Origin of the sequence: Pseudomonas sp. 273, from assembly GCF_029201425.1 — a bacterium.
GTDB lineage: Bacteria > Pseudomonadota > Gammaproteobacteria > Pseudomonadales > Pseudomonadaceae > Pseudomonas > Pseudomonas delhiensis.
In genome coordinates this window covers 3,125,195-3,144,863 of the sequence record NZ_CP116775.1, presented here as the reverse complement: position 1 = coordinate 3,144,863, position 19,669 = coordinate 3,125,195, and the positions used below count along the sequence as shown (strand labels likewise).

General features: G+C 69.5%; 16 protein-coding genes and 1 pseudogene. 5 read left to right on the top strand and 12 right to left on the bottom strand.

Going from position 1 to position 19,669, the window contains the following annotated elements:
• Positions 1–124: 124 nt before the first annotated feature.
• The 4 genes from PKO50_RS14750 to PKO50_RS14735 all read right to left on the bottom strand — a co-directional run bounded on the left by PKO50_RS14750 (position 125) and on the right by PKO50_RS14735 (position 3,057).
• Positions 125–1,261, bottom strand: a complete 1,137-nt coding sequence (locus tag PKO50_RS14750; RefSeq protein WP_275630143.1) for a saccharopine dehydrogenase NADP-binding domain-containing protein — start codon at positions 1,259–1,261, stop codon at positions 125–127.
• An 84-nt stretch (positions 1,262–1,345) separates the two neighbouring features.
• Complete coding sequence (locus tag PKO50_RS14745) at positions 1,346–1,747, bottom strand: GFA family protein (RefSeq protein ID WP_109933428.1); 402 nt, start codon at positions 1,745–1,747, stop codon at positions 1,346–1,348.
• An 81-nt stretch (positions 1,748–1,828) separates the two neighbouring features.
• Positions 1,829–2,092, bottom strand: coding sequence for a DUF6021 family protein (locus tag PKO50_RS14740; protein WP_275630142.1), 264 nt, complete (start codon positions 2,090–2,092; stop codon positions 1,829–1,831).
• An 80-nt stretch (positions 2,093–2,172) separates the two neighbouring features.
• A complete protein-coding gene (locus PKO50_RS14735; protein WP_109933439.1) occupies positions 2,173–3,057 on the bottom strand; it encodes a LysR family transcriptional regulator in 885 nt (294 codons plus the stop codon).
• Positions 3,058–3,162: 105 nt separating this feature from the next.
• Between PKO50_RS14735 and PKO50_RS14730 the strand changes: the two genes are divergently transcribed.
• The gene (locus PKO50_RS14730) at positions 3,163–3,885 is read left to right on the top strand and encodes a gamma-glutamyl-gamma-aminobutyrate hydrolase family protein (RefSeq protein WP_275630141.1); all 723 of its coding nucleotides are present in this window, start codon (positions 3,163–3,165) and stop codon (positions 3,883–3,885) included.
• Entirely contained in the window at positions 3,882–4,211 is a 330-nt protein-coding gene (locus PKO50_RS14725) for an antibiotic biosynthesis monooxygenase (protein ID WP_109933441.1), read from the top strand. The genes PKO50_RS14730 and PKO50_RS14725 overlap by 4 nt, the downstream gene beginning before the upstream one ends.
• A 279-nt stretch (positions 4,212–4,490) precedes the next feature.
• Here the strand turns inward: PKO50_RS14725 and PKO50_RS14720 are convergent, their stop codons facing one another.
• Together PKO50_RS14720 and PKO50_RS14715 are read right to left on the bottom strand one after the other, a co-directional pair.
• Positions 4,491–4,805, bottom strand: coding sequence for an AzlD domain-containing protein (locus PKO50_RS14720; RefSeq protein WP_109933442.1), 315 nt, complete (start codon positions 4,803–4,805; stop codon positions 4,491–4,493).
• Positions 4,802–5,500 carry an AzlC family ABC transporter permease gene (locus tag PKO50_RS14715; RefSeq protein ID WP_109933443.1) on the bottom strand — a complete coding sequence of 233 codons (699 nt, stop codon included), beginning with the start codon at positions 5,498–5,500 and terminating at the stop codon, positions 4,802–4,804. The genes PKO50_RS14720 and PKO50_RS14715 overlap by 4 nt, the downstream gene beginning before the upstream one ends.
• Before the next feature lie 230 nt (positions 5,501–5,730).
• Between PKO50_RS14715 and PKO50_RS14710 the strand changes: the two genes are divergently transcribed.
• Positions 5,731–6,249 carry a C40 family peptidase gene (locus PKO50_RS14710; RefSeq protein WP_275630140.1) on the top strand — a complete coding sequence of 173 codons (519 nt, stop codon included), beginning with the start codon at positions 5,731–5,733 and terminating at the stop codon, positions 6,247–6,249.
• 288 nt (positions 6,250–6,537) lie between these two features.
• On the opposite strand, the gene PKO50_RS14705 is transcribed toward PKO50_RS14710, so the two are convergent.
• The 5 genes and pseudogenes from PKO50_RS14705 to tpx form a co-directional block, all read right to left on the bottom strand.
• A complete protein-coding gene (locus PKO50_RS14705) occupies positions 6,538–8,025 on the bottom strand; it encodes an efflux transporter outer membrane subunit (protein WP_109933444.1) in 1,488 nt (495 codons plus the stop codon).
• Positions 8,022–11,130 (bottom strand): annotated as a pseudogene (locus PKO50_RS14700) (multidrug efflux RND transporter permease subunit). Before PKO50_RS14700 ends, PKO50_RS14705 begins: the two are co-directional and overlap by 4 nt.
• Positions 11,130–14,255, bottom strand: a complete 3,126-nt coding sequence (locus PKO50_RS14695) for an MdtB/MuxB family multidrug efflux RND transporter permease subunit (protein WP_275630139.1) — start codon at positions 14,253–14,255, stop codon at positions 11,130–11,132. Before PKO50_RS14695 ends, PKO50_RS14700 begins: the two are co-directional and overlap by 1 nt.
• Entirely contained in the window at positions 14,252–15,562 is a 1,311-nt protein-coding gene (locus tag PKO50_RS14690; RefSeq protein ID WP_275630138.1) for an MdtA/MuxA family multidrug efflux RND transporter periplasmic adaptor subunit, read from the bottom strand. The genes PKO50_RS14695 and PKO50_RS14690 overlap by 4 nt, the downstream gene beginning before the upstream one ends.
• 320 nt (positions 15,563–15,882) lie before the next feature.
• Positions 15,883–16,383 (bottom strand): thiol peroxidase, encoded by a 501-nt coding sequence (gene tpx, locus PKO50_RS14685; protein ID WP_275630137.1) that lies wholly within the window; start codon positions 16,381–16,383, stop codon positions 15,883–15,885.
• Between the two features lie 1,134 nt (positions 16,384–17,517).
• Between tpx and PKO50_RS14680 the strand changes: the two genes are divergently transcribed.
• Positions 17,518–17,985, top strand: coding sequence for a thermonuclease family protein (locus PKO50_RS14680; RefSeq protein ID WP_275630136.1), 468 nt, complete (start codon positions 17,518–17,520; stop codon positions 17,983–17,985).
• 51 nt (positions 17,986–18,036) lie between these two features.
• Here the strand turns inward: PKO50_RS14680 and PKO50_RS14675 are convergent, their stop codons facing one another.
• Positions 18,037–18,645 (bottom strand): FMN-dependent NADH-azoreductase, encoded by a 609-nt coding sequence (locus PKO50_RS14675; protein WP_109936665.1) that lies wholly within the window; start codon positions 18,643–18,645, stop codon positions 18,037–18,039.
• A gap of 114 nt (positions 18,646–18,759) precedes the next feature.
• Here PKO50_RS14675 and PKO50_RS14670 point away from each other — a divergent pair, with 114 nt between their 5' ends.
• Complete coding sequence (locus PKO50_RS14670; protein WP_275630135.1) at positions 18,760–19,665, top strand: LysR substrate-binding domain-containing protein; 906 nt, start codon at positions 18,760–18,762, stop codon at positions 19,663–19,665.
• Positions 19,666–19,669 lie beyond the last annotated feature (4 nt).

Here is a 19,669-nt window from a genome sequence, read left to right as displayed (position 1 = left end):
ACTCCTCTCGCGGGGATGGGCGGTCCCGGAGTCTAGGGCGGGCGATCGGCGCATTTCTTGTCGTGGATCAGTAGCCGGCGGCGGATGGGCCTGCGGCGCCGGCGCGCATACCCCCTTGGAGGCATCAGGCGCCGGGGCGCAGCGGCCCCAGCTCGCGCAGGCCATGGCGCACACTCAGGCCTTGCAGCTCGGCTAGGTAGTCGTCCAGGCCCAGCAGGCCGACGCAGGGCGTGGCGCCGCGCTTGTCCAGGCGCCCGGCCGCCAGCTTGCGGGCCAGGGCCACCGCGGCCATGCAGGGGATGTTCGGCCCGTGGTCGTCGGCCGCCTGCAGCTCCCAGCACAGGCGCAGGGGCTGGCCATCGGCGCCCTCGCCTTCCAGGCGCACGAACATGCCGCTGCGCCCGTCGCCCAGCGGCTCCAGGCCCTGGGCCAGGCGTTGCAGCCAGGGGCTCAGGCGGCTGGCGTCCCGCAGCAGGCCCAGGCGCACCAGCCAGGACAGCGCCCAGGTGCCGAAATGCGTGGTGCGCAGGCCCAGGCCGGCGCCGAAGCGCACCTCGCGCACCGTCGGGTAGCGCTGCGGGAAGAGTTCCAGGTCGGGCACGTCGCAGTTGGCCAGCCAGCGGCGCCCCAGCGGCGCCGGGAAGCGATGGGCGACCAGGTCCTGCCAGCCGTACACCGCCTGCCAGCGGCCGTCGCGCAACTGGCGCAACGGCTTGCCGCAGTAGCCGAGCACGGCCGCCAGGGTGGCCTGGCCGGGAATCTTCGCCGACGAACTGATGCCATGGTGGATGACGTCCAGGCGGGCGAAGCGCGGCAACAGTTCATCGACCACCGCGGCGCTGAGCGCCGGCACCGAGCTGGCGCCGGCGCACACCAGCACCCCGGCGCTGCGCGCCGCCCGGTCCAGCTCGCCGATGGCGCAGACGAACTGGCGGGCGTCTGCCAGGTCGACGTAGTGCGCCCCCGCCGCCACCGCGGCGCGCGCCACCCGGTAGTCCTGGGCCTGGAAGGGGCCGGCGGTGGAGATCAGCAGGTCCACGCGCAGCTCGCGCAGGCGCCCGGCGAGGGTCGGCTGGTTCATGTCCAGGCACACCGCCTCGCCGCCCACCTCCGCGGCCAGCAGGCCGGCGCGCTTCTGGTCGCGCCCGGCGACCAGCACGCGAATGCCCTCCGCGCCGGCCAGGCGGCGGACGATCAGGCTGCCGAAATTGCCATAGCCACCGAGCACCATGACGCGAAAGCGGCTGGGTGATGCCGACATCGTTCCTCCTTGACGATCAGCCATTCAGGCGGCCCATAGGGTAACGTGCGGCGGAGGCTGCGAACATGACAAACAGCGCCTCGCTCAGCCGGGCTTGCCGGCGGGGTGCCGCGGCAGGTCGTCGTCCAGCGGCCACCAGTTGGCCGCCGAGGCCACGTGGTAGTGGGCCTCCGGCCGGGTGCGCAGCTCGCCGTCGAGGGTGCCGGCACGCAACCGCAGGATGCCGGGCAAGGCATCGCGTTCGCTGTAGATTGGCGAGCCGCAGTTCGCGCAGAACCAGCGCCGCTTGCCCGGCGAGGATTCATGGGCCCGCAGCTGCGCCTGCCCGGCCAGCAGGCGCAAGGCCTCGCGGCGCACCGGGATGTTGGTGGCGAAGGGCCCGCCCTGAGCCTTGCGGCACTGTCCGCAATGGCAGACCTGGATGGGCGCCAGCTCGCCTTCCAGCTCGAAGGCGACGGCCCCGCACAGACAGCTTCCCTGGTACATGCCCTGCTCCTCGGCTTGCGCAAAGCGGCAGTCTAGGGCATGTGCCGGCGCCGCGCAGCCCCGCCGTCCGGGGGGCAGGGCTCAATCGCCGTAAGGCGGGTACTGCTCGCCCGGGGCGCGCTTGTGGCGCTGCGGGCTGGGGCCCTCGCGGGGCGGGTGTGGCGGCTGCGGCGGGTCGATCTGCGGGTCGGCCAGGTCCGGCGAGTCGGGGTCGAAGCCCAGGGTCCTGACGATTTCCGCGTCCTGCTCGGCGTCCCGCGGGTAGCCCGGCAGGCCACGGGCGGCATTGTCGCCGTCGCGTTGCGGCCAGGGGTTGCCCAGCCATTTGTGCAGTGTCGGGTTCATGGTGACCTCCGGTCGATGCGGGGATGGCCATTGGAGGGCCGCCGGCCGCCCCGGGTTCGTTCTGTTCGTCGGGTGGTCGTTCAGCGCCCAGCCGGCTGCGGCAGGCGGATGTGCCTCGCCAGTTCCTCGAACAGCGTGACCACGGTGCGCAGGGCCCGGCAATCCGGCCGCGTCAGCAGCCACAGCGCGGTGCCGCAGCCCGGCAGGTCGTGCTGCAGCACGCGCAGGCCGTCGCCTTCGCGCAGCAGGTAGTCCGGCAACGCCGCCAGGCCCAGGCCGGCGCTGCACAGCTCCAGTACCGAGAGGATGCTGCCGCAGCGGTAGGCCGGGGTGAGCGCCGGGTACAGCTGGCGGCGCCAGGCGACGCTGGGGTGGTCGGGCATGAACTCGTCCGGGGCGATCCAGCTCAGCTCGCTCCAGTCGCGCCCGGCCTGGGTGGCCAGGTAGTCCTCGTGGGCGCACAGGGCGTAGCGCACCTCGCCCAGGCAGCGGCCCACCAGGTAGTCCGGCGGCGCGGTGGTCAGGCGCAGGGCGACGTCGGCGTCGCGCCGGCTGAGGTTGGCGAAGGCGTTGGAGGTGGACAGCTCCAGGTGCAGGCCGGGGTAGCCGCCCATGAAACGGCCCAGGGCCGGCAGCAGCAGGCCGTGCAGCACGGCGTCGGTACAGGTCAGGCGCACCGTGCCGCTGAGCACCTCGCGGCCCTGCTCCAGGCCCACCCGCGCCGCCTCCAGGGCCTGCTCGGCCAGTTCCGCCTGGCGCGCCAGCTGCTGCGCGGTGGCGCCGGGCAGGTAGCCGGCGCGGCCCTTCTCGAACAGCGCCATGCCCAGGGCCTTCTCCAGCCGGCGCACGGCGCGGAACACCGTGGACACGTCCACCGCCAGCAACTCCGCGGCCCGCGCCAGGGTGCCGCCGCGCACCAGGGCCAGTACCAGGGAAAGGTCGGCATATTCCAGTCGATATTGCATGAGCGCACTCTTGAATTGCGCAACCGCCCATTTCGATTGCATCAGCGCAACTATAAATTGCCCAGCGAAGCCCGCCAACGGGCGCCAGCGCAGGGGGAAGGAGCGATGCGGAAGATGCGGAAACTACTGCGGATCGGCCTGATCGGTGACCGCGACAGCCGGGTCACCGCGCACTGGGCCATTCCCCTGGCGCTGCAGCAGTCGCTGCTGCCCCACACCGGCACCCTGCGCCTGGAGTGGCTGGACACCGCGCGCCTGGCCAACGGTCTGGCGCTGGACGCCTATTCCGGCTTCTGGTGCACCCCCGGCAGCCCCTACCGCAGCACCGAGGGCGCGCTGCGCGCCATCGCCCACGCGCGCACCCGCGGCGTGCCCTACCTGGGTACCTGCGCCGGCTTCCAGCACGCCTTGCTGGAGCGCGCCCGCAACGTCCTGGGCTGGGACGACGCCGCCCACGGCGAGGTCGAACCCCGCGCGGCACGGCCGGTGATCCACGCCCTGCCCTGCTCGCTGATCGAGGTGCGCGAGGACATCCGCCTGCAACCGGGTTCGCGCCTGGCCAGCGTCTACGGCAAGCCGAGCATCCGCGAAGGCTACCGCTGCAGCTACGGCGTCAACCCGGAGTACCAGCAAGCGCTGTTCGGCGACGCCCTGCATGCCACCGCCCACGGCGAGGACGGCAGCATCCGCGCCCTGGAGGCCAGCGACCATCCGTTCTTCGTCGCCACCCTGTTCCAACCCGAGCGCAAGGCCCTGGCCGGCGTCAGCGTGCCGCTGGCAGAGGCCTTCCTGCGCGCCGCCAACCAGTACGCGAGGAGCGCGGCATGAGCGCCACGACGCCCGAGCCGCCCTACTATGCGGTGATCTTCACCTCCCTGCGCACGCCGCTGGAGGCCGGTTATGGCGAGGCGGCCGAACGCATGGTCGAGCTGGCCGCCGCGCAGCCGGGCTTCCTCGGCGTGGAGTCGGCGCGCGGGGCGGATGGGCTGGGTATTACCGTGTCCTACTGGAGGGACGAGGACAGCATTCGCCTGTGGCGCGAGCATGCCGAGCACCGGCTGGCGCGGGACGCTGGGCGGCGGGATTGGTACGAGCGCTTCGCCGTGCGGGTGGCGAAGGTCGAGCGGGCGTATGGGTTCGAGCGTAAGGGTTGAAAGGGGGTTCGTAAGGCGGAGCACCGTTCGCGGTTATCCCAGAACATCGGCGCCGGGCGTTGTTCCGCACCCTCTCCCCAGCCCTCTCCCGCAAGCGGGAGAGGGAGCCGTTCGGAGTTGTCGGGAAGTCCGGCGTCATCCTGCAAGCCCGATCGCGGGCGGAGTCCGCTCCTATGGGCGTGCCTGACCGTAGGGCGCATAACCGTTCGCGGTTATCCGCCGTTGGCTGGCACATCGGCGCCAGGACGACGGCGGATAACGCTTGGGGCGTTATGCGCCCTACAGCCACCAGCGCAGCAGGAAGAACACGCCCATGCTCAGCAGCACGCTGAGCAGCGTGTTGCGCGTCCACAGCACCAGCCCCACCGCCACCAGCGAGCCCAGCAGGTAGGGGTTGTCCGGGCGCAGGTTCAACTGGTGTTCGGGCAGGAACACGATGGGCCCGCAGATGGCCGTGAGCATGCCCGGCACGGCGAAGCCTAGGAACTGCCGGATGTTGCTGCCCAGGCGGATCGGCAGGCGCGGTTCGAGGAACACGTAGCGGTTGAAGAAGACGATCAGCCCCATGCCGACGATCACGGCCCAGACCATCATGCCGACCTCCCGCTGAACCTGTTGCAGAAAAAGCCCGCGGTCATGCCCGCCAGGCCCGAGAGCACCAGGGCCGAGCCCAGTTGCCAGTAGCTGAACAGCACCGAGCAGAACAGCGACACCGCCACGCAGACCACCGTCGGCACGCTGCGCACCACCGGCGCGATCAGCGCCACGAAAGTGGCGGCCACGGAGAAGTCCAGGCCCAGGTGCTCCAGGCCCGGGATGCTGCTGCCCAGCAGCACGCCGGCCAGGGTGAAGAGGTTCCAGGCCACGTAGAAAGTCAGGCCCACGCCCAGGGCGTACCAGCGGTTGAAGGTCTCGCGGTCGTGCTGGCTGGTCAGGGCGAAGAACTCGTCGGTGAGCAGGAAGCCCAGGCCCAGGCGCCAGCGCCCGGGCAGGTCGGCGATCACCGGGCGCATGCTCATGCCGTAGAGCAGGTGCTGCGAAGTCAGCAGCAGCGTGGTGATCATGATCGAGAAGAACCCGGCGCCGCCCTTGAGCATGCCGATGGCCACCAGTTGCGCGGCGCCGGCGAAGACGATGGCCGACAGGCCCTGGCCGTGCAGCGGCGAAAGCCCGGCCTCGATGGCCAGGGAGCCGGCCAGCAGGCCCCAGGGCAGCACCGCGATGGACAGCGGCATGATGGCGATGGCGCCCTTGAGGAAGGCGCGGGAGGGAAGCAGTTGTTGTGACATGGATGATGCTTTCGAGGCAGTGAGGCCACCAGCTTGGCAGAAACCCCCAGCGCCCGCCTTGAACGTTCTTGCGCAGTTGCAGGCTGCGCCCCCGGCACCGATTGGTATTTTCCGCCTGGTACAGGCGAATTTTCCGACTGACCGCTCACGCACCGGATGCCTAGGATGACGCCCTGTTCCTAATGCTTCCCTGCGGTACCTGTCGTGCGTAGTTTCCTGCTGTTGCTGATTTGCCTGTCCCCCTGTTCGCTTCGGCCGACCTGCTGGATGCGCCCGCCTGGCGCAGCTACCAGTCGCAGGAAGGCAGCCTGGCGCAATTCTTCCGTCCCGGCGCACAGCCCGGCCTGAAGCCCGGGATGCCGGACGGCGACATGCACCGCCTGCTGCAGAGCGCGCGGCAACTGGTGGGCACGCCGTACCGCTGGGGCGGCACCTCGGCGAAGACCGGCTTCGATTGCAGCGGCCTGCTGGTCTACCTGTTCCGCAAGGAAATCGGCCTGGAACTGCCGCGCACCACCCGCTCGATGATCCACCAGAAGCACCGCCAGGTGCCGCGCCATGCGCTCAAGCCGGGGGATGCGGTGTTCTTCAGCCACAATGGCGGCGCGCGGGTCAGCCACGTCGGGCTGTACCTGGGCGATGACCGCTTCATCCACGCGCCGCGCAGCGGCAAGACGGTGCGCATCGACTCGCTGAGCAACAGCTACTGGGACCGTAATTTCACCACGGCACGGCGGTTCAGGCATTGAAGGCCCATCCACGCCACTCCCTCATGTTCGCGGTTATTCGCCGATACACCGGGGTCATGGCCAATGCCCAGATCAACCCCGGAGCCGCCGGGAACCAAGGTCAAACGGCGGATAACGCCGTAGGCGTTATGCGCCCTACGCCAGACCCGACCTTGACGTAGGGCGTATAACCGTTCGCGGTTATACGCCGATACACCGAGGCCACAGCCAACGCCCAGGTCAACCCCGGAGCCGCCGGGAACCGAGGCCAAACGGCGGATAACGCCGTAGGCGTTGAGAGGGGCGGGGTCAATCGGCCTTGGCCGCCCTCTCGCCCTCGGTGGCGATCTGGCCGGCGTCCCAGCCGCCGCCCATGGCGGCGATCAGTTGCACGCTGGCCACCAGGCGGTTGCCGTACAGGCTCAGCACGTTGCGTTCGTTGGACAGCGCGGTGGTCTGGGTGGTGACCACGCTGTTGTAGTCCACGGTGCCGGCCTTGTACTGGTTGCTGGTCAGGCGCAGGGCTTCGCGGGCGGCGTCCAGGGCTTCGTTCTGCGCCCCGCTCTCTTCTTCCAGCACCTTGAGCTGGACCATGTAGTCCTCCACCTCGCGCATGCCGTCGAGCACGGTCTGGCGGTAGCTGGCCACGGTCTGGTCGTAGCTGGCCTCGGCCTGTTCCACCTGGGAAGAGATCAGGCCGCCGTCGAACAGCGTCATGGCGAACTGCGGGCCGATGGACCAGTAGCGGTTGGGCGTCTCGATCCAGTCGTGGAAGCTGCCGCTGCGGTAGCCGCCGGCGGCGCTCAGGGTCAGGTCGGGGTACCAGGCGGCCTTGGCCACGCCGATCTTGGCGTTGGCCGAGATCACCTGGCGCTCGGCGGAGGCGATGTCCGGGCGCCGCTCCAGCAATTGCGAGGGCACCAGCGCCGGGATAGACGGCAGCTTCGGCACCTGGCCGGTGGCAGCCAGGCTGAAGTTGGCCGGGGCCTGGCCCACCAGCACGGCGATGGCGTGTTCCAGCTGCGCGCGCTGGTACTTGAGGTCGATGGCCTGGGCCTCGGTGCTCTTGAGCTGGGTGCGCGCCTGGGCCACGTCGGCCTTGGTGACGATGCCGGCGTTGTACTGGTTGGTGGTCAGCTTGAGCGCGCGCTCGTAGGCTTCGACCGTGTCGTTGAGCAGCTTGATCTGCTGGTCCATCACCCGCAGTTGCAGGTAGTTCTGCGCCAGCTGCGACTGCAGCGACAGGCGCGAGGCGGCCAGGTCCGCGGCGCTGGCGTCGCGGCTGGCGGTGTCGGCCTCCAGCTGGCGGCGCAGCTTGCCCCACAGGTCCAGTTCCCAGCTCACGCCCAGGCTTGCGCTGTAGCTGTTGCTGATGCCGCCGCTGCCACCGCTGCTGACCGTGGAGCCGTCGGGCAGGCGCACGCTGCCGCTGCCGCTGCCACCCTGGCCGGAGCGGGTCTTGCCGACGTCGGCGCTGATGGTCGGGAAGAAGGAGGCGCGCGAGCCCTTCACCAAGGCCGCGGCCTGGCGGTAGGAGGCCTCGGACTGCGCCAGGGTCTGGTTGGCCTTGAGCAGGCGCTGCTGCAGGTCGTCCAGAACCGGGTCGGCGTACAGCGTCCACCACTGGCCGTGGCCGCCCGGGTCGGCCGGCTGCGCCAGGCGCCAGCCCTCGCCTTCCTTGAAGGCGGCCGGCACGCCCAGCTCGGGGCGCTTGTAGTCGGGGCCGACCGCGCAGCCGGCGAGCGCCGCGCACAGCGCCAGGGCGAGCAGGCTGCGGGATGGGTTCGGGCGGTTCATAGCGGAGTCTCCAGGGCGCCGTCGGTGCGCACGCCGCGCTTCTGGTTGACCCAGAGGCGCAGGCGGTCGAGATAGAGGTAGACCACGGGGTGGTGTAGAGGGTGAGCAGCTGGCTGCCGATCAGGCCGCCGACGATGGTCATGCCCAGCGGGCGGCGCAGCGCGGCGTCGCCGCCGATGCCGAAGATCAGCGGCAGCGCGCCGAGGATGGCCGCCAGGGTGGTCATCATGATCGGCCGGAAGCGCTTCATGCAGGCTTCCAGGATGGCCTCGCGCGGCGACAGGCCGAGGGTGCGCTCGGCGTCCAGGGCGAAGTCGATCATCATGATGGCGTTCTTCTTGACGATGCCGATCAGCAGGATCACCCCGATCAGCGCGATCAGCGACAGCTCGGTGCGGAACAGCATCAGTGTCAGCAGCGCGCCCACCCCCGCCGAGGGCAGCGTGGAAAGGATGGTCAGCGGGTGCACGTAGCTTTCGTAGAGGATGCCCAGGACGATGTAGACCGCCACCAGCGCCAGCAGGATCAGCCAGGGCATGTCGTTCTGGGTGTCCTGCACGGCGCCGGCGTTGCCTTCGAAGCTGGCCTGGATCTCCAGCGGCAGGTGCAGCGGCTCCAGCGCCGCCATCACGGCGTCGCGGGCCGGGCCGATGAGCGCGCCGGGGGCCAGGTTGAACGAGAAGGTGGTGGCGGCGAACTGCCCCTGGTGGTTGACCGACAGCGGCGCACGGCTGGGCTCCACGTGGGTGAAGGCCGACAGCGGCACCTGCTGGCCGTCCGCGCCGATGACGTAGACCTGGCGCAGCTCTTCCGGGCTCTGCTGGAACGGCTGGTCCACTTCCATCACCACGTGGTACTGGTTCAGCGGGTTGAAGATGGTCGACACCTGGCGCTGGCCGTAGGCGTTGTTCAGCACCGCGTCCACCGCCGCCACGTCGATGCCGAGGCTGGCGGCGCGGTCGCGGTCGATCACCAGGCGGCTCTGCACGCCCTTGTCCTGGGCGTCGCTGTTGACGTCCACCAGCTGCGGGACCTTGTTCAGCACCGCCTCGACCTTGGGCGCCCAGTCGCGCAGCAGGGTGAGGTCGTCGCTGCGCAGGGTGAACTCGTACTGCGCGTTGCTCTGCCGGCCGCCGATGCGCACGTCCTGGCCGGCCGTGAGGTAGAGGTTGGCGCCGGGGATTTCCGCCAGCTTCTTGCGCAGCCGCGCGACTATGGCCTCGGCGGAGTCGCGCTGGGTGATGGGTTTCAGGGTGACGAAGAAGGAGCCGGTGTTGCTCGACTGCCAGCGGCCGCCGCCGACGAAGCCGACCACGTTCTCCACCCCGGGTCCTGGGCGAGGATGTTGCGGAACTCCGCCATCTTGCGGTCCAGGGCCTGGAAGGAAATGCTCTGGTCGGCCACCGCGAAGCCGCGCAGGCGCCCGGAGTCCTGCTGCGGCAGGAAGCCCTTGGGCACGATGGCGAACAGGTAGAGGTTCAGCGCGATGCAGCCGAACATGATCACCACCATCAGCCGCGAGTGCTCCAGCGCCCAGCTCAGGCTTGCGCGGTAGCGCAGCATGAAGGCGACGAAGTAGCGGTTGCTCTGCCGCGCCACCGAAGCCTTCTGCGGCCGCTCGGCACGGCGCAGCAGGCGCGCGCAGAGCATCGGCGTGAGGGTCAGGGAGACCACCAGCGAGACCAGGATGGCCGCCGCCAGGGTCACCGAGAACTCGCGGAACAGCCGCCCGGTGATGCCACCCATGAGCAGCAGCGGGATGAACACCGCCACCAGCGAGAGGGTCATCGACAGCACCGTGAAGCTCACCTCGCGGGCGCCGCGGATGGCCGCCCGGACCGGGTGGTCGCCCTCCTCGATGCGCCGGGCGATGTTCTCTACGACGACTATGGCGTCGTCCACCACGAAGCCGGTGGCGATGATCAGCGCCATCAGCGACAGGTTGTTCAGCGAGAAGCCGCACAGGTACATGACGGCGAAGGTGCCCACCAGCGACACCGGCACCGCCAGGCTGGGGATCAGCGTGGCGCGGCCGTTGCGCAGGAACAGGTAGACCACCAGGATCACCAGCAGCACCGAGATCACCAGGGTCAGCTCGGCCTCCTCCAGGGAAGAGCGGATCGACGGGCTGCGGTCGTCCATGACGCTGAGCTTGACCTGCGGGCCGAGCACGTCCTGGATGATCGGCAGCTGCGCGTGGATGGCGTCGGTGGCCTCGATGATGTTGGCGCCGGGCTGGCGGGTGACGATCAGCAGCACCGCCGGCAGGTTGTCGGAGAAGCCGGCGTTGCGCACGTCCTCCACCGAGTCGCTGACCTTGGCCACGTCGCGCAGGCGCACCGCGGCATTGGTCTCGGCGTTGTAGTGGATGATCAGCGGCGCGTACTCGCTGGCCTTGCGCAACTGGTCGTTGGCGTCCACCTGCCAGTGCCGCTCGCCGAACTCCAGGGCGCCCTTGGGCCCGGTGGCGTTGGTGTTGTCGATGGCGGTGCGCACCGTGTCCAGGGAAATGCCGTAGTGGCTGAGCTGGTCCGGGTTGACGTCCACCCGCACCGCCGGCAGCGAGGAGCCGCCGATGCTCACCTGGCCCACGCCCTTCACCTGGGCCAGCTTGGGCGAGACGATGGTCGAGGCCAGGTCGTACATCTGCCCGCGGGTGTAGGTGTCCGAGGTCAGGGTGAGAATCATGATCGGCTGGTCCGACGGGTTCGCCTTGCGGTACGTCGGGTTGTTCGGCATGCCGGTGGGCAGCAGGCTCATGGCCGCGTTGATCGCCGACTGCACCTCGCGGGCGGCGCCGTCGATGTCTTTCGACAGGTCGAACTGGATGATGACGGTGGTGTTGCCCAGGGAGCTGGTGGAGGTCATGTCGGTGACCCCGGCGATGCGCCCCAGCGAGCGCTCCAGCGGCGTGGCCACGGTGGAGGCCATGGTCTCCGGGCTGGCGCCGGGCAGCGCCGCCTGCACCACGATGGTCGGGAAGTCGACGTTGGGCAGCGGCGCCACCGGCAGCAGGCCGAAGGACAGCGCCCCGGCCAGCACCATTGCCAGGGTCAGCAGCAGGGTCGCCACCGGCCGCAGGATGAACGGGCGGGAGATGTTCATCAGCCCTGCTCCAGGCCTTCGTCGGGGCTGTTCACGTCCAGCCCGTGGCGCTTGCGCCAGTTGGCCCAGCGCAGCGCCAGGCGGTCGAAGTAGAGGTAGATGACCGGGGTGGTGAACAGCGTCAGCAGCTGGCTCAGCAGCAGGCCGCCGACCATGGTGATGCCCAGCGGCTGGCGCAGCTCGGCGCCGGCGCCGCCGGCGAGCATCAGCGGCAGCGCGCCCAGCAGCGCGGCCATGGTGGTCATCAGGATCGGCCGGAAGCGTAGCAGGCAGGCCTGGTAGATGGCCTCATGGGGCGGCTTGCCCTCGTTGCGTTCGGCGTCCAGGGCGAAGTCGATCATCATGATCGCGTTCTTCTTGACGATGCCGATCAGCAGGATGATGCCGATGATCGCCACGATGCCGATGTCCTGCCCGGCCAGCATCAGCGCCAGCAGCGCGCCCACGCCGGCCGAGGGCAGCGTGGAGAGGATGGTCACCGGGTGGATGAAGCTCTCGTAGAGGATGCCCAGCACGATGTACATGGTGACGATGGAGGCCAGCACCAGCAGCAGGGTGTTGGACAGCGACGCCTCGAAGGCCTCGGCGGCGCCGCGGAAGCTGCCCTCCAGGCTGGCCGGCATCTGCATCTGCGCCTCGACGTCGCGGATGGCCTGCACCGCCTCGCCCAGGGCTACGCCCTTGGCCAGGTTGAAGGAGATGGTCGCCGCCGGGAACTGGGCGATGTGGTTGACCGCCAGCAGGGTGTGGCGCTCCTCCACCTTCGCCAGGCTCGACAGGCGCACCTGGGTGCCGTCGCTGGCCGGCACGTAGAGGTTTTCCAGGGACTGCGGGCCGAGCTGGAAGTCCGGCGCAACCTCCAGCACCACGCGGTACTGGGTGGCCTGGGTGAAGATGGTGGAGATCAGCCGCTGGCCGAAGGCGCTGTAGAGCACGCTGTCGATGCTCGACAGGCTCACGCCCAGGCGCGAGGCGGTGTCGCGGTCGATGTCGATGTAGGCCTGCAGGCCCTTGTCCTGCCAGTCGCTGGCCACGTCGGCCAGCTGCGGCAGCTGCTGCAACCGGTCGACCAGCTTCGGCACCCACTCGGCGAGCACGTCCGGGTCGGCGTCCTGCAAGGTGAACTGGTACTGGGTGCGGGCGATGCGGTCCTCGATGGTGAGGTCCTGCACCGGCTGCAGGTACAGCTTGATGCCGGCGACCTTGTCCAGCTCCGGCTGCAGGCGGCGGATCACCTCGCTGGCGGTGAGGTCGCGCTCGCTGTGGGGCTTGAGGTTGATCAGCATGCGCCCGGTGTTGAGGGTGGCGTTGCTGCCGTCGACGCCGATGAAGGACGACAGGCTTTCCACGTCCGGGTCGGCCAGGACCACCTTGGCCAGTTCCTGCTGGCGGCTCGCCATGGCCTGGAAGGAGATCGACTGCGGCGCCTCGGCGATGCCCTGGATCACCCCGGTGTCCTGCACCGGGAAGAAGCCCTTGGGCATGAAGACGTAGAGCGCGGCGGTCAGCAGCAGGGTGCCGATGGCCACCAACAGGGTCAGCCCCTGGTGGCGCAGCACCACGCGCAGGGCGGCGGCGTAGCGCTCGATCATGTTCTCGATGAAGCGCCCGGCGGCGCGGGCGAAGCGGCCCTCCTGCTCCGGCTCGACGTGCTTGAGCAGCTTGGCGGCGAGCATGGGCGTGAGGGTCAGGGAGACGAAGCCGGAAATCAGGATGGCCACCGCCAGGGTCACGGCGAACTCGCGGAACAGCCGCCCGGCCACGTCGCCCATGAACAGCAGCGGGATGAGCACGGCGATCAGCGAGAAGGTCAGCGAGATGATGGTGAAGCCGATCTGCTTCGAGCCCTTGAGCGCCGCTTCCAGTGGCGGGTCGCCCTGCTCCAGGTAGCGGGCGATGTTCTCCACCATGACGATGGCGTCGTCCACCACGAAGCCGGTGGCGATGGTCAGCGCCATCAGCGTCAGGTTGTTGATGGAGAAGCCGGCCAGGTACATGACGCCGAAGGTGCCGATCAGCGACAGCGGCACGGCGAAGCTGGGGATCAGGGTGGCCGAGAGGTTGCGCAGGAACAGGAAGGTGACCATCACCACCAGGCACACGGCGAGGAACAGCTCGAACTGCACGTCGGCCACCGAGGCGCGGATGGTGGTGGTGCGGTCGGTCAGCACCGTGACTTCCAGGCTGCCGGGCAGGGTCGCCTGCAGCTGCGGCAGCATCTTCTTGATGCTGTCCACCACCTCGATGACGTTGGCACCCGGCTGGCGCTGGATGTTCAGCACCACCGCCGGGGTGTGGTTGGCCCAGGCGGCCAGGCGCACGTTCTCGGCGTCGTCCTCGACGCTGGCGACGTCGCGCACCCGCAGCGGCGAGCCGTTCTTGTAGGCGACGATCAGGTCGCGGTAGGCGTCGGCGGACTTGAGCTGGTCGTTGGCGTCCAGGGTCGAGGAGCGCGTCGGGCCGTCGAAGCTGCCCTTGGGCCCGTTCAGGTTGTTGTTGCTGACGGTGCTCTGCAGGTCTTCCAGGCTCAGCCCGGCGGCCGCCAGGGCCGCGGGGTTGGCGCGGATGCGCACGGCCGGGCGCTGGCCGCCGCTGATGCTGACCAGGCCGACGCCGGAAATCTGCGAGATCTTCTGCGCCAGGCGGGTGTCCACCAGGTCCTGGATCTTCGGCAGCGGCATGTCCGGGGACATCACCGCCAGGGTCAGGATGGGCGCGTCGGCCGGGTTCACCTTGCTGTACACCGGCTGGTTGGGCAGGTCCTTGGGCAGCAGGCTCTGCGCCGTGTTGATCGCCGCCTGCACTTCCTGCTCGGCCACGTCCAGGTCGACCTGCAGGCTGAACTGCAGGGTGATCACCGAGGCGCCGCCGGAGCTGGTGGAGGACATCTCGTTGAGCCCCGGGATCTGCCCCAGCTGGTTCTCCAGCGGCGCGGTGACCGAGGAGGTCATGATCTCCGGGCTGGCGCCGGGGTACAGGGTGACCACCTGGATGGTCGGGTAATCCACCTCCGGCAGCGCCGAGATCGGCAGGAAGCGGTAGGCGATGATGCCCGACAGCAGGATCGCCACCATCAGCAGCGTGGTGGCGACCGGCCTCAGGATGAACAGGCGCGACGGGTTCATTCGCTCTTACCGTCGTCCTGGGCCGGGGAGCCCGAGCCGAACGGCTTCGGCGAGGCCGCCTCGCCCTCCTCGGTGGCGGCGGCGCGGGCCTGCTCGTCGCTGGCGACTATGTGCAGGCGGGTGCCGTCGCGCAGGCGGTCGGTGCCTTCGACCACCACGCGCTGGCCTTCCTTCAGGCCCTCGGTGACCACCACCTGCTCGTTCTCGCTGGTGCCCAGGGTGACCAGCTGGCGCTTGGCCTTGCCGTCGGCATCGGCGATGTACACGTAGGTGCCGTCGTTGCCGCGCTGCACCGCGTTGGCCGGGATGCTCAGCACGCCGTGGAGGGTCTCGGCGAGCAGGCGCACGTTGACGAACTGGTTGGGGAACAGCCTCTGGTCGGCGTTCTCGAAGGCGGCCTTGAGCTTGACCGTGCCGGTGGTGGTGTCGATCTGGTTGTCGAGGGTCTTGAGCACGCCGCTGGCGAGGGTCTGGTTCTGGTTGCGGTCCAGCGCCTCCACCGGCACCGGCTGGCTGCCGGACAGCTGGCGGGCGACGGTGCCCAGCTGCTGCTGCGGCAGGCTGAACACCACGGAGATCGGCCTGACCTGGGTGATGACCACCAGCGGCGTGGTGTCGCCGCTGGTGACCAGGTTGCCGACGTCCACCTGGCGCAGGCCGACGCGGCCGGAGATGGGCGCGCGCACCTGGGTGAACTCGAGGTTGAGCTTGGCGTCGTCGACCTGGCCCTGGTTGGTGCGCAGGGTGCCCTCGTACTGGCGCACCAGGGCTTCCTGGGTGTCGAGGGTCTGCTTGGCGATGGAGTCCTCGGCGTACAGGCCCTTGTAGCGCGCCAGGTCGATCTGGGCGTTCTTAAGCTGCGCCTGGTTCTGCTGCAGGGTACCCACCGCCTGGTCCAGGGCCGCCTGGAAGGGCCGTGGGTCGATCACCGCGAGGACGTCGCCGGCCTTCACCTGCTGGCCTTCCTGGAACGGCACCTTGACCAGCTGGCCGCTGACCCGCGCCCGCACGTTCACCGTGTTGTAGGCGGTGACGGTGCCCAGCGCATGGTAATGCACCGGCAGGTCGCCCTTGGTCACCGGCGCCACGCTGACGGTGATGGCCGTGCCGCCACCCGGGCCGCCGGGCCCGCGCCCGGCCATGGCCGCCCCGCGCCCACCGCGCCCGCCCCCGGCCTGGGGCTCCGGCGCCGAGCTGGTCTTGTGCAGCCACATGCTCAGCCCCACCACGGCGGCGAAGACGGCGGCGGTGATCAGCCAGGGGCGCAGCTTGCGGAGTGTCGAGGGCGTTCCATTGCTTGGAGTCATAGCGGTCATCAGGCGGCCAAAGGTTTGGATGATAGCGAGGCGCAGGGCAAAGCGCCGCATCCATGACGCGGCGCGCACCGGGAAATCCTCAGGGTGGAACGATAAGCACAGCGGGGCTACGGGCAAAGCCTCTTTACCCGCTATTTACCTTTGTTTTACCGAGGCTTACGGCGCCTGGACGGGGTTGTGCGGCAAGTGTTCGGCCAGCAGCAGAAGCACGGCTGTTGCCCTGGGCACAGTGGGGCGCAAACGAAGATGCCGCCCTACCATCGGCGGGGCGGCATCCAGGCACCTGCGCAGCCGGGGGCTGCGGCGGGCGATCAGCTCAGCGCGGCGACGGCGGCGGCGTAGTCGGGCTCGTCGGCGATCTCGCCGACCAGTTGGCTGTGCAGCACCTGGTCGTTCTCGTCCAGCACCACCACGGCACGGGCGGCCAGGCCGGCCAGCGGGCCGCTGGCGATGGCCACGCCGTAGTTGGCCAGGAAGTCGGCGCCACGCAGGGTCGACAGGTTGATCACGTTGTCCAGGCCTTCGGTGCCGCAGAAGCGCTTCTGGGCGAACGGCAGGTCGGCGGAGACGCACAGCACCACGGTGTTGGCCAGCTTGCTGGCCTCGACGTTGAACTTGCGCACGGAGGTGGCGCAGGTCGGGGTGTCGACGCTGGGGAAGATGTTCAGCACCTTGCGCTTGCCGGCGAAGTTCTCCAGGGTCACGTCGGCCAGGTCGCCGCCGACCAGCTTGAAGGCCGGGGCCTTCTCGCCCTTCTGCGGCAGCTTGCCATCGACGTTGACCGGGTTGCCCTTGAGGGTGACTTGAGCCATTGCGGTATTCCTTCTATCGAGGGGATGGCCCCGCCGGAGAAGCCGGCGGGGCCGGGGAATTCGGGGCCGGAGGCAATCCTAGCACGAACTTGTCCGAGCGAATCCGTCGGGAATGACTTACGCGAGGTTGTAGGAGCGAGCTTGCTCGCGAACCTCTCGATCTGGCCGCTGACATCTGCGTACTGGTTCAACTCTGCTCCCTCTCCCTAACCCTCGGCTGCGCGCCCCGCCCTGAAGGGAGAGGGGACCGTTGGGCAGACGTTGATGTTCTGGAGTCAGCCGGCTAGCACAGAGATTGCCGGCTGAAGCCAAGCCTCTTCTCGGCACGGACTGCCCCCTCTCCCGCTTGCGGGAGAGGGCTGGGGAGAGGGCGCTCTTGAACCCGACACAGCAGCCACTGGTAAACCCCGTTCGCGAGCAAGCTCGCCCAGTCATGATGGCATCGGTGTATCGGCCAACGGCGTATAACCGCGAACGGTTATACGCCCTACGCGCTCACTGGATGACCCCGAGCTTTCCGCCCACGCCGAACGGCCCCCTCTCCCTCCGGGAGAGGGCTGGGGTGAGGGCAACGGACTTCGCCCACGCACCTCTGCCAACCCTGACGCCGCACCCCCTCCCTAACCCTCCCCGCAAGCGGGAGAGGGGACCGTTCGGCGTGAAGCGGAATCACGAAGCTCCCGGGCTCCCCGTAGGGCGCATAACGCCTACGGCGTTATCCGCCATTGGCGTCGGGCACTGGCGCCCAGGCCGACGGCGGATAACCGCGAACGGTTATTCGCCCTACGGTCAAGCGCGTGCGTAGGAGCAACTGTCTTACAGGCTCTACCGAAGTGCTCTTCGTAGGAGCGAGCCATGCTCGCCTGCAACGTAGGAGGACCTTGTCCGCGATAGCCGGAACCACCGGCGCGATTCGCGGATGAGATCCGCTCCTACGCCGCCCCACCCATGCCATTCCCCTGTAGGAGCGCGCCCTGCGCGCGAAATCGCAGGCAGGGCCTGCTCCTACAGGTTGCCGATGGGCACGGCATATATCCCGTAGGAGCGGACTTCGTCCGCGATCAGGCTCGACCGCCGCGCCGGACATTTCCTCTCCTGCGACGTTATCCTGCAACGACCAACCCAGGAGCCCCCATGCGATTACCCCGCCCCGCCCTGCTCTTCATCCTCGCCCTCCCCTCCGTCGCGCTGGCCGACGGCCCCTGCCAGGTGACCGCCGTCGCCAGCGGCGATCGCCTGACCTGCCGCTTCGCCGAGCGCAGCGTCGAGGTGCGCCTGCGTGGCGTCGAGGCGCCCAGGGCCGGCGATCCCTATGCCCGGGCCTCGCTGGACAATCTGCGGCGCCTGGCCTTGGGCCGCGGCGCCACCCTGGTGCTGCCGCGCGAGGAGGCCGCCGGGGCGCTCAGCGCGGCGGTGTGGGTGGAGCCGGCTGATTGCCCGGGCTGCGGGCATACCCTGGACGTCGGCCGGGCCCAGCTTTCCGTGGGCATGGCGCGCTGGCGGGTGGCGGATGCCCAGGGCGAGGAGGAGCGCGCCCAGTACAACTTCGAGGAGCAGGAAGCGCGGGCGCACAAGGTCGGCCTGTGGCGACCGGCGCCCTGAAAGCACGAAGCCCCGGCAATGCCGGGGCTTCGTCGTTCGACGCTCGGTGGATCAGGCGCTGGCGAAGGCCGCGGCGATCTCCGCGCGGGCGCCCTTGAGGGCGTTGGCGCGCGGTTCCTCGCCGTAGGCCAGGCCCTCGGCGCGGACCACCTCGATGTCGGTGATGCCGAGGAAGCCCAGCACCAGCTTCAGGTAGTCCTCGTGGGCTGCGCCGCTCGGCTGGCCGGCGTGCAGGCCGCCGGCGGTGGAGACGATGATCACCTTCTTGCCGCCGGCCAGGCCCTGCGGACCGTTCTCGGTGTAGCGGAAGGTCTTGCCGGCCACGGCGATGCGGTCGATCCAGGCCTTCAGCTGGCTGGGCACGGTGAAGTTGTACATGGGCGCGCCGATGACGATGGCGTCGGCGGCGAGGAACTCCTCGATGCTGTTCTCGCCCAGGGCGGCTTCGTGCTTCTGCGCGGCGTCGCGCAGTTCCGCCGGGGTGCCGGCGGCGACCAGGCTGGCGGCAGACAGGTGGCTGATGGCGTCGGCGGCCAGGTCACGGTAGGTCACCTGTACGCCCGGCTCGGCGGCGGCCCAGGCCTGGACCACTTCCTGGCTGAGCTGGCGGGAGGCGGAGGCGTCGCCGAGGATGCTGGAATCGATGTGCAGAAGTTTCATGGGGTGGCTCCTGTGAATGGGGGTAGGAAGCGATGGGACGCATACTACGCATGTAGCCAATGAGCGATAAGTCGGCAAAAATGCGATGAATCGTCCCACCAGCAGGACAATCCCATGCAGGACCTCAACGATCTCTTCTATTTCGCCAAGGTGGTGGAGGCCGGTGGCTTCGCCGCCGCGGGCCGCGAACTGGGGCTGCCCAAGTCGCGCCTGTCGCGGCGCGTCGCGGAACTTGAGGCGCGCCTGAACGCGCGCCTACTGCAGCGCACCACCCGCAAGCTGGCGCTCACCGACATCGGCGAGCGCTACTACCGGCACTGCCAGGCGATGCTGGTGGAGGCGGAGATGGCCGACGAGGTGGTCGCCCAGCTCAGCGCCGAACCCCGCGGGCGGGTGCGCCTGTCCTGCCCGGTGGCGCTGGCCGAGACCTCCCTGAACGCCATGCTGCCGGGCTTTCTCGCCGGTTTCCCGCAGGTCAACCTGGAGCTGCTGCTGACCAACAGGCGCGTCGACCTGGTCAACGAGGGCGTGGACGTGGCGCTGCGCGTGCGCGCGCCCGGCGACGAGGACCCGTCGCTGGTCACCCGCCGCCTGCGCCCGGCCGCGGCGGTGCTGGTGGCCGCACCGGAGCTGCTGCGCGGCCGCCAGCTGCAGGGCCCGGACGACCTGGCCGGGCTGCCGGTGCTGGGCGCCATCGGCAACGATCGCAAGGTGCATCTGCAGTTGCATGGGCCCGGCGGCGAAGTCCGCGAGCTGGCCCTGGAGGCGCGCCTGGCCGCGGAGGACTTCAACCTGCGCAAGAACGTGGCGCTGGCCGGCCTGGGCATCACCACCCTGCCCCTCTACTACTGCCAGGAAGAACTGGCCGGCGGCCAACTGGCGCGGGTACTGCCCGACTGGCGGGAGCCGGCGGCCTTCCTCCAGGCGGTGTACCCGCACCGGCGCGGGCTGCTGCCGGCGGTGCGGGCGCTGATCGATTACCTGGCCGAGGGGTTCGGCCATAGCGACGAGCCGCTGTAAATCG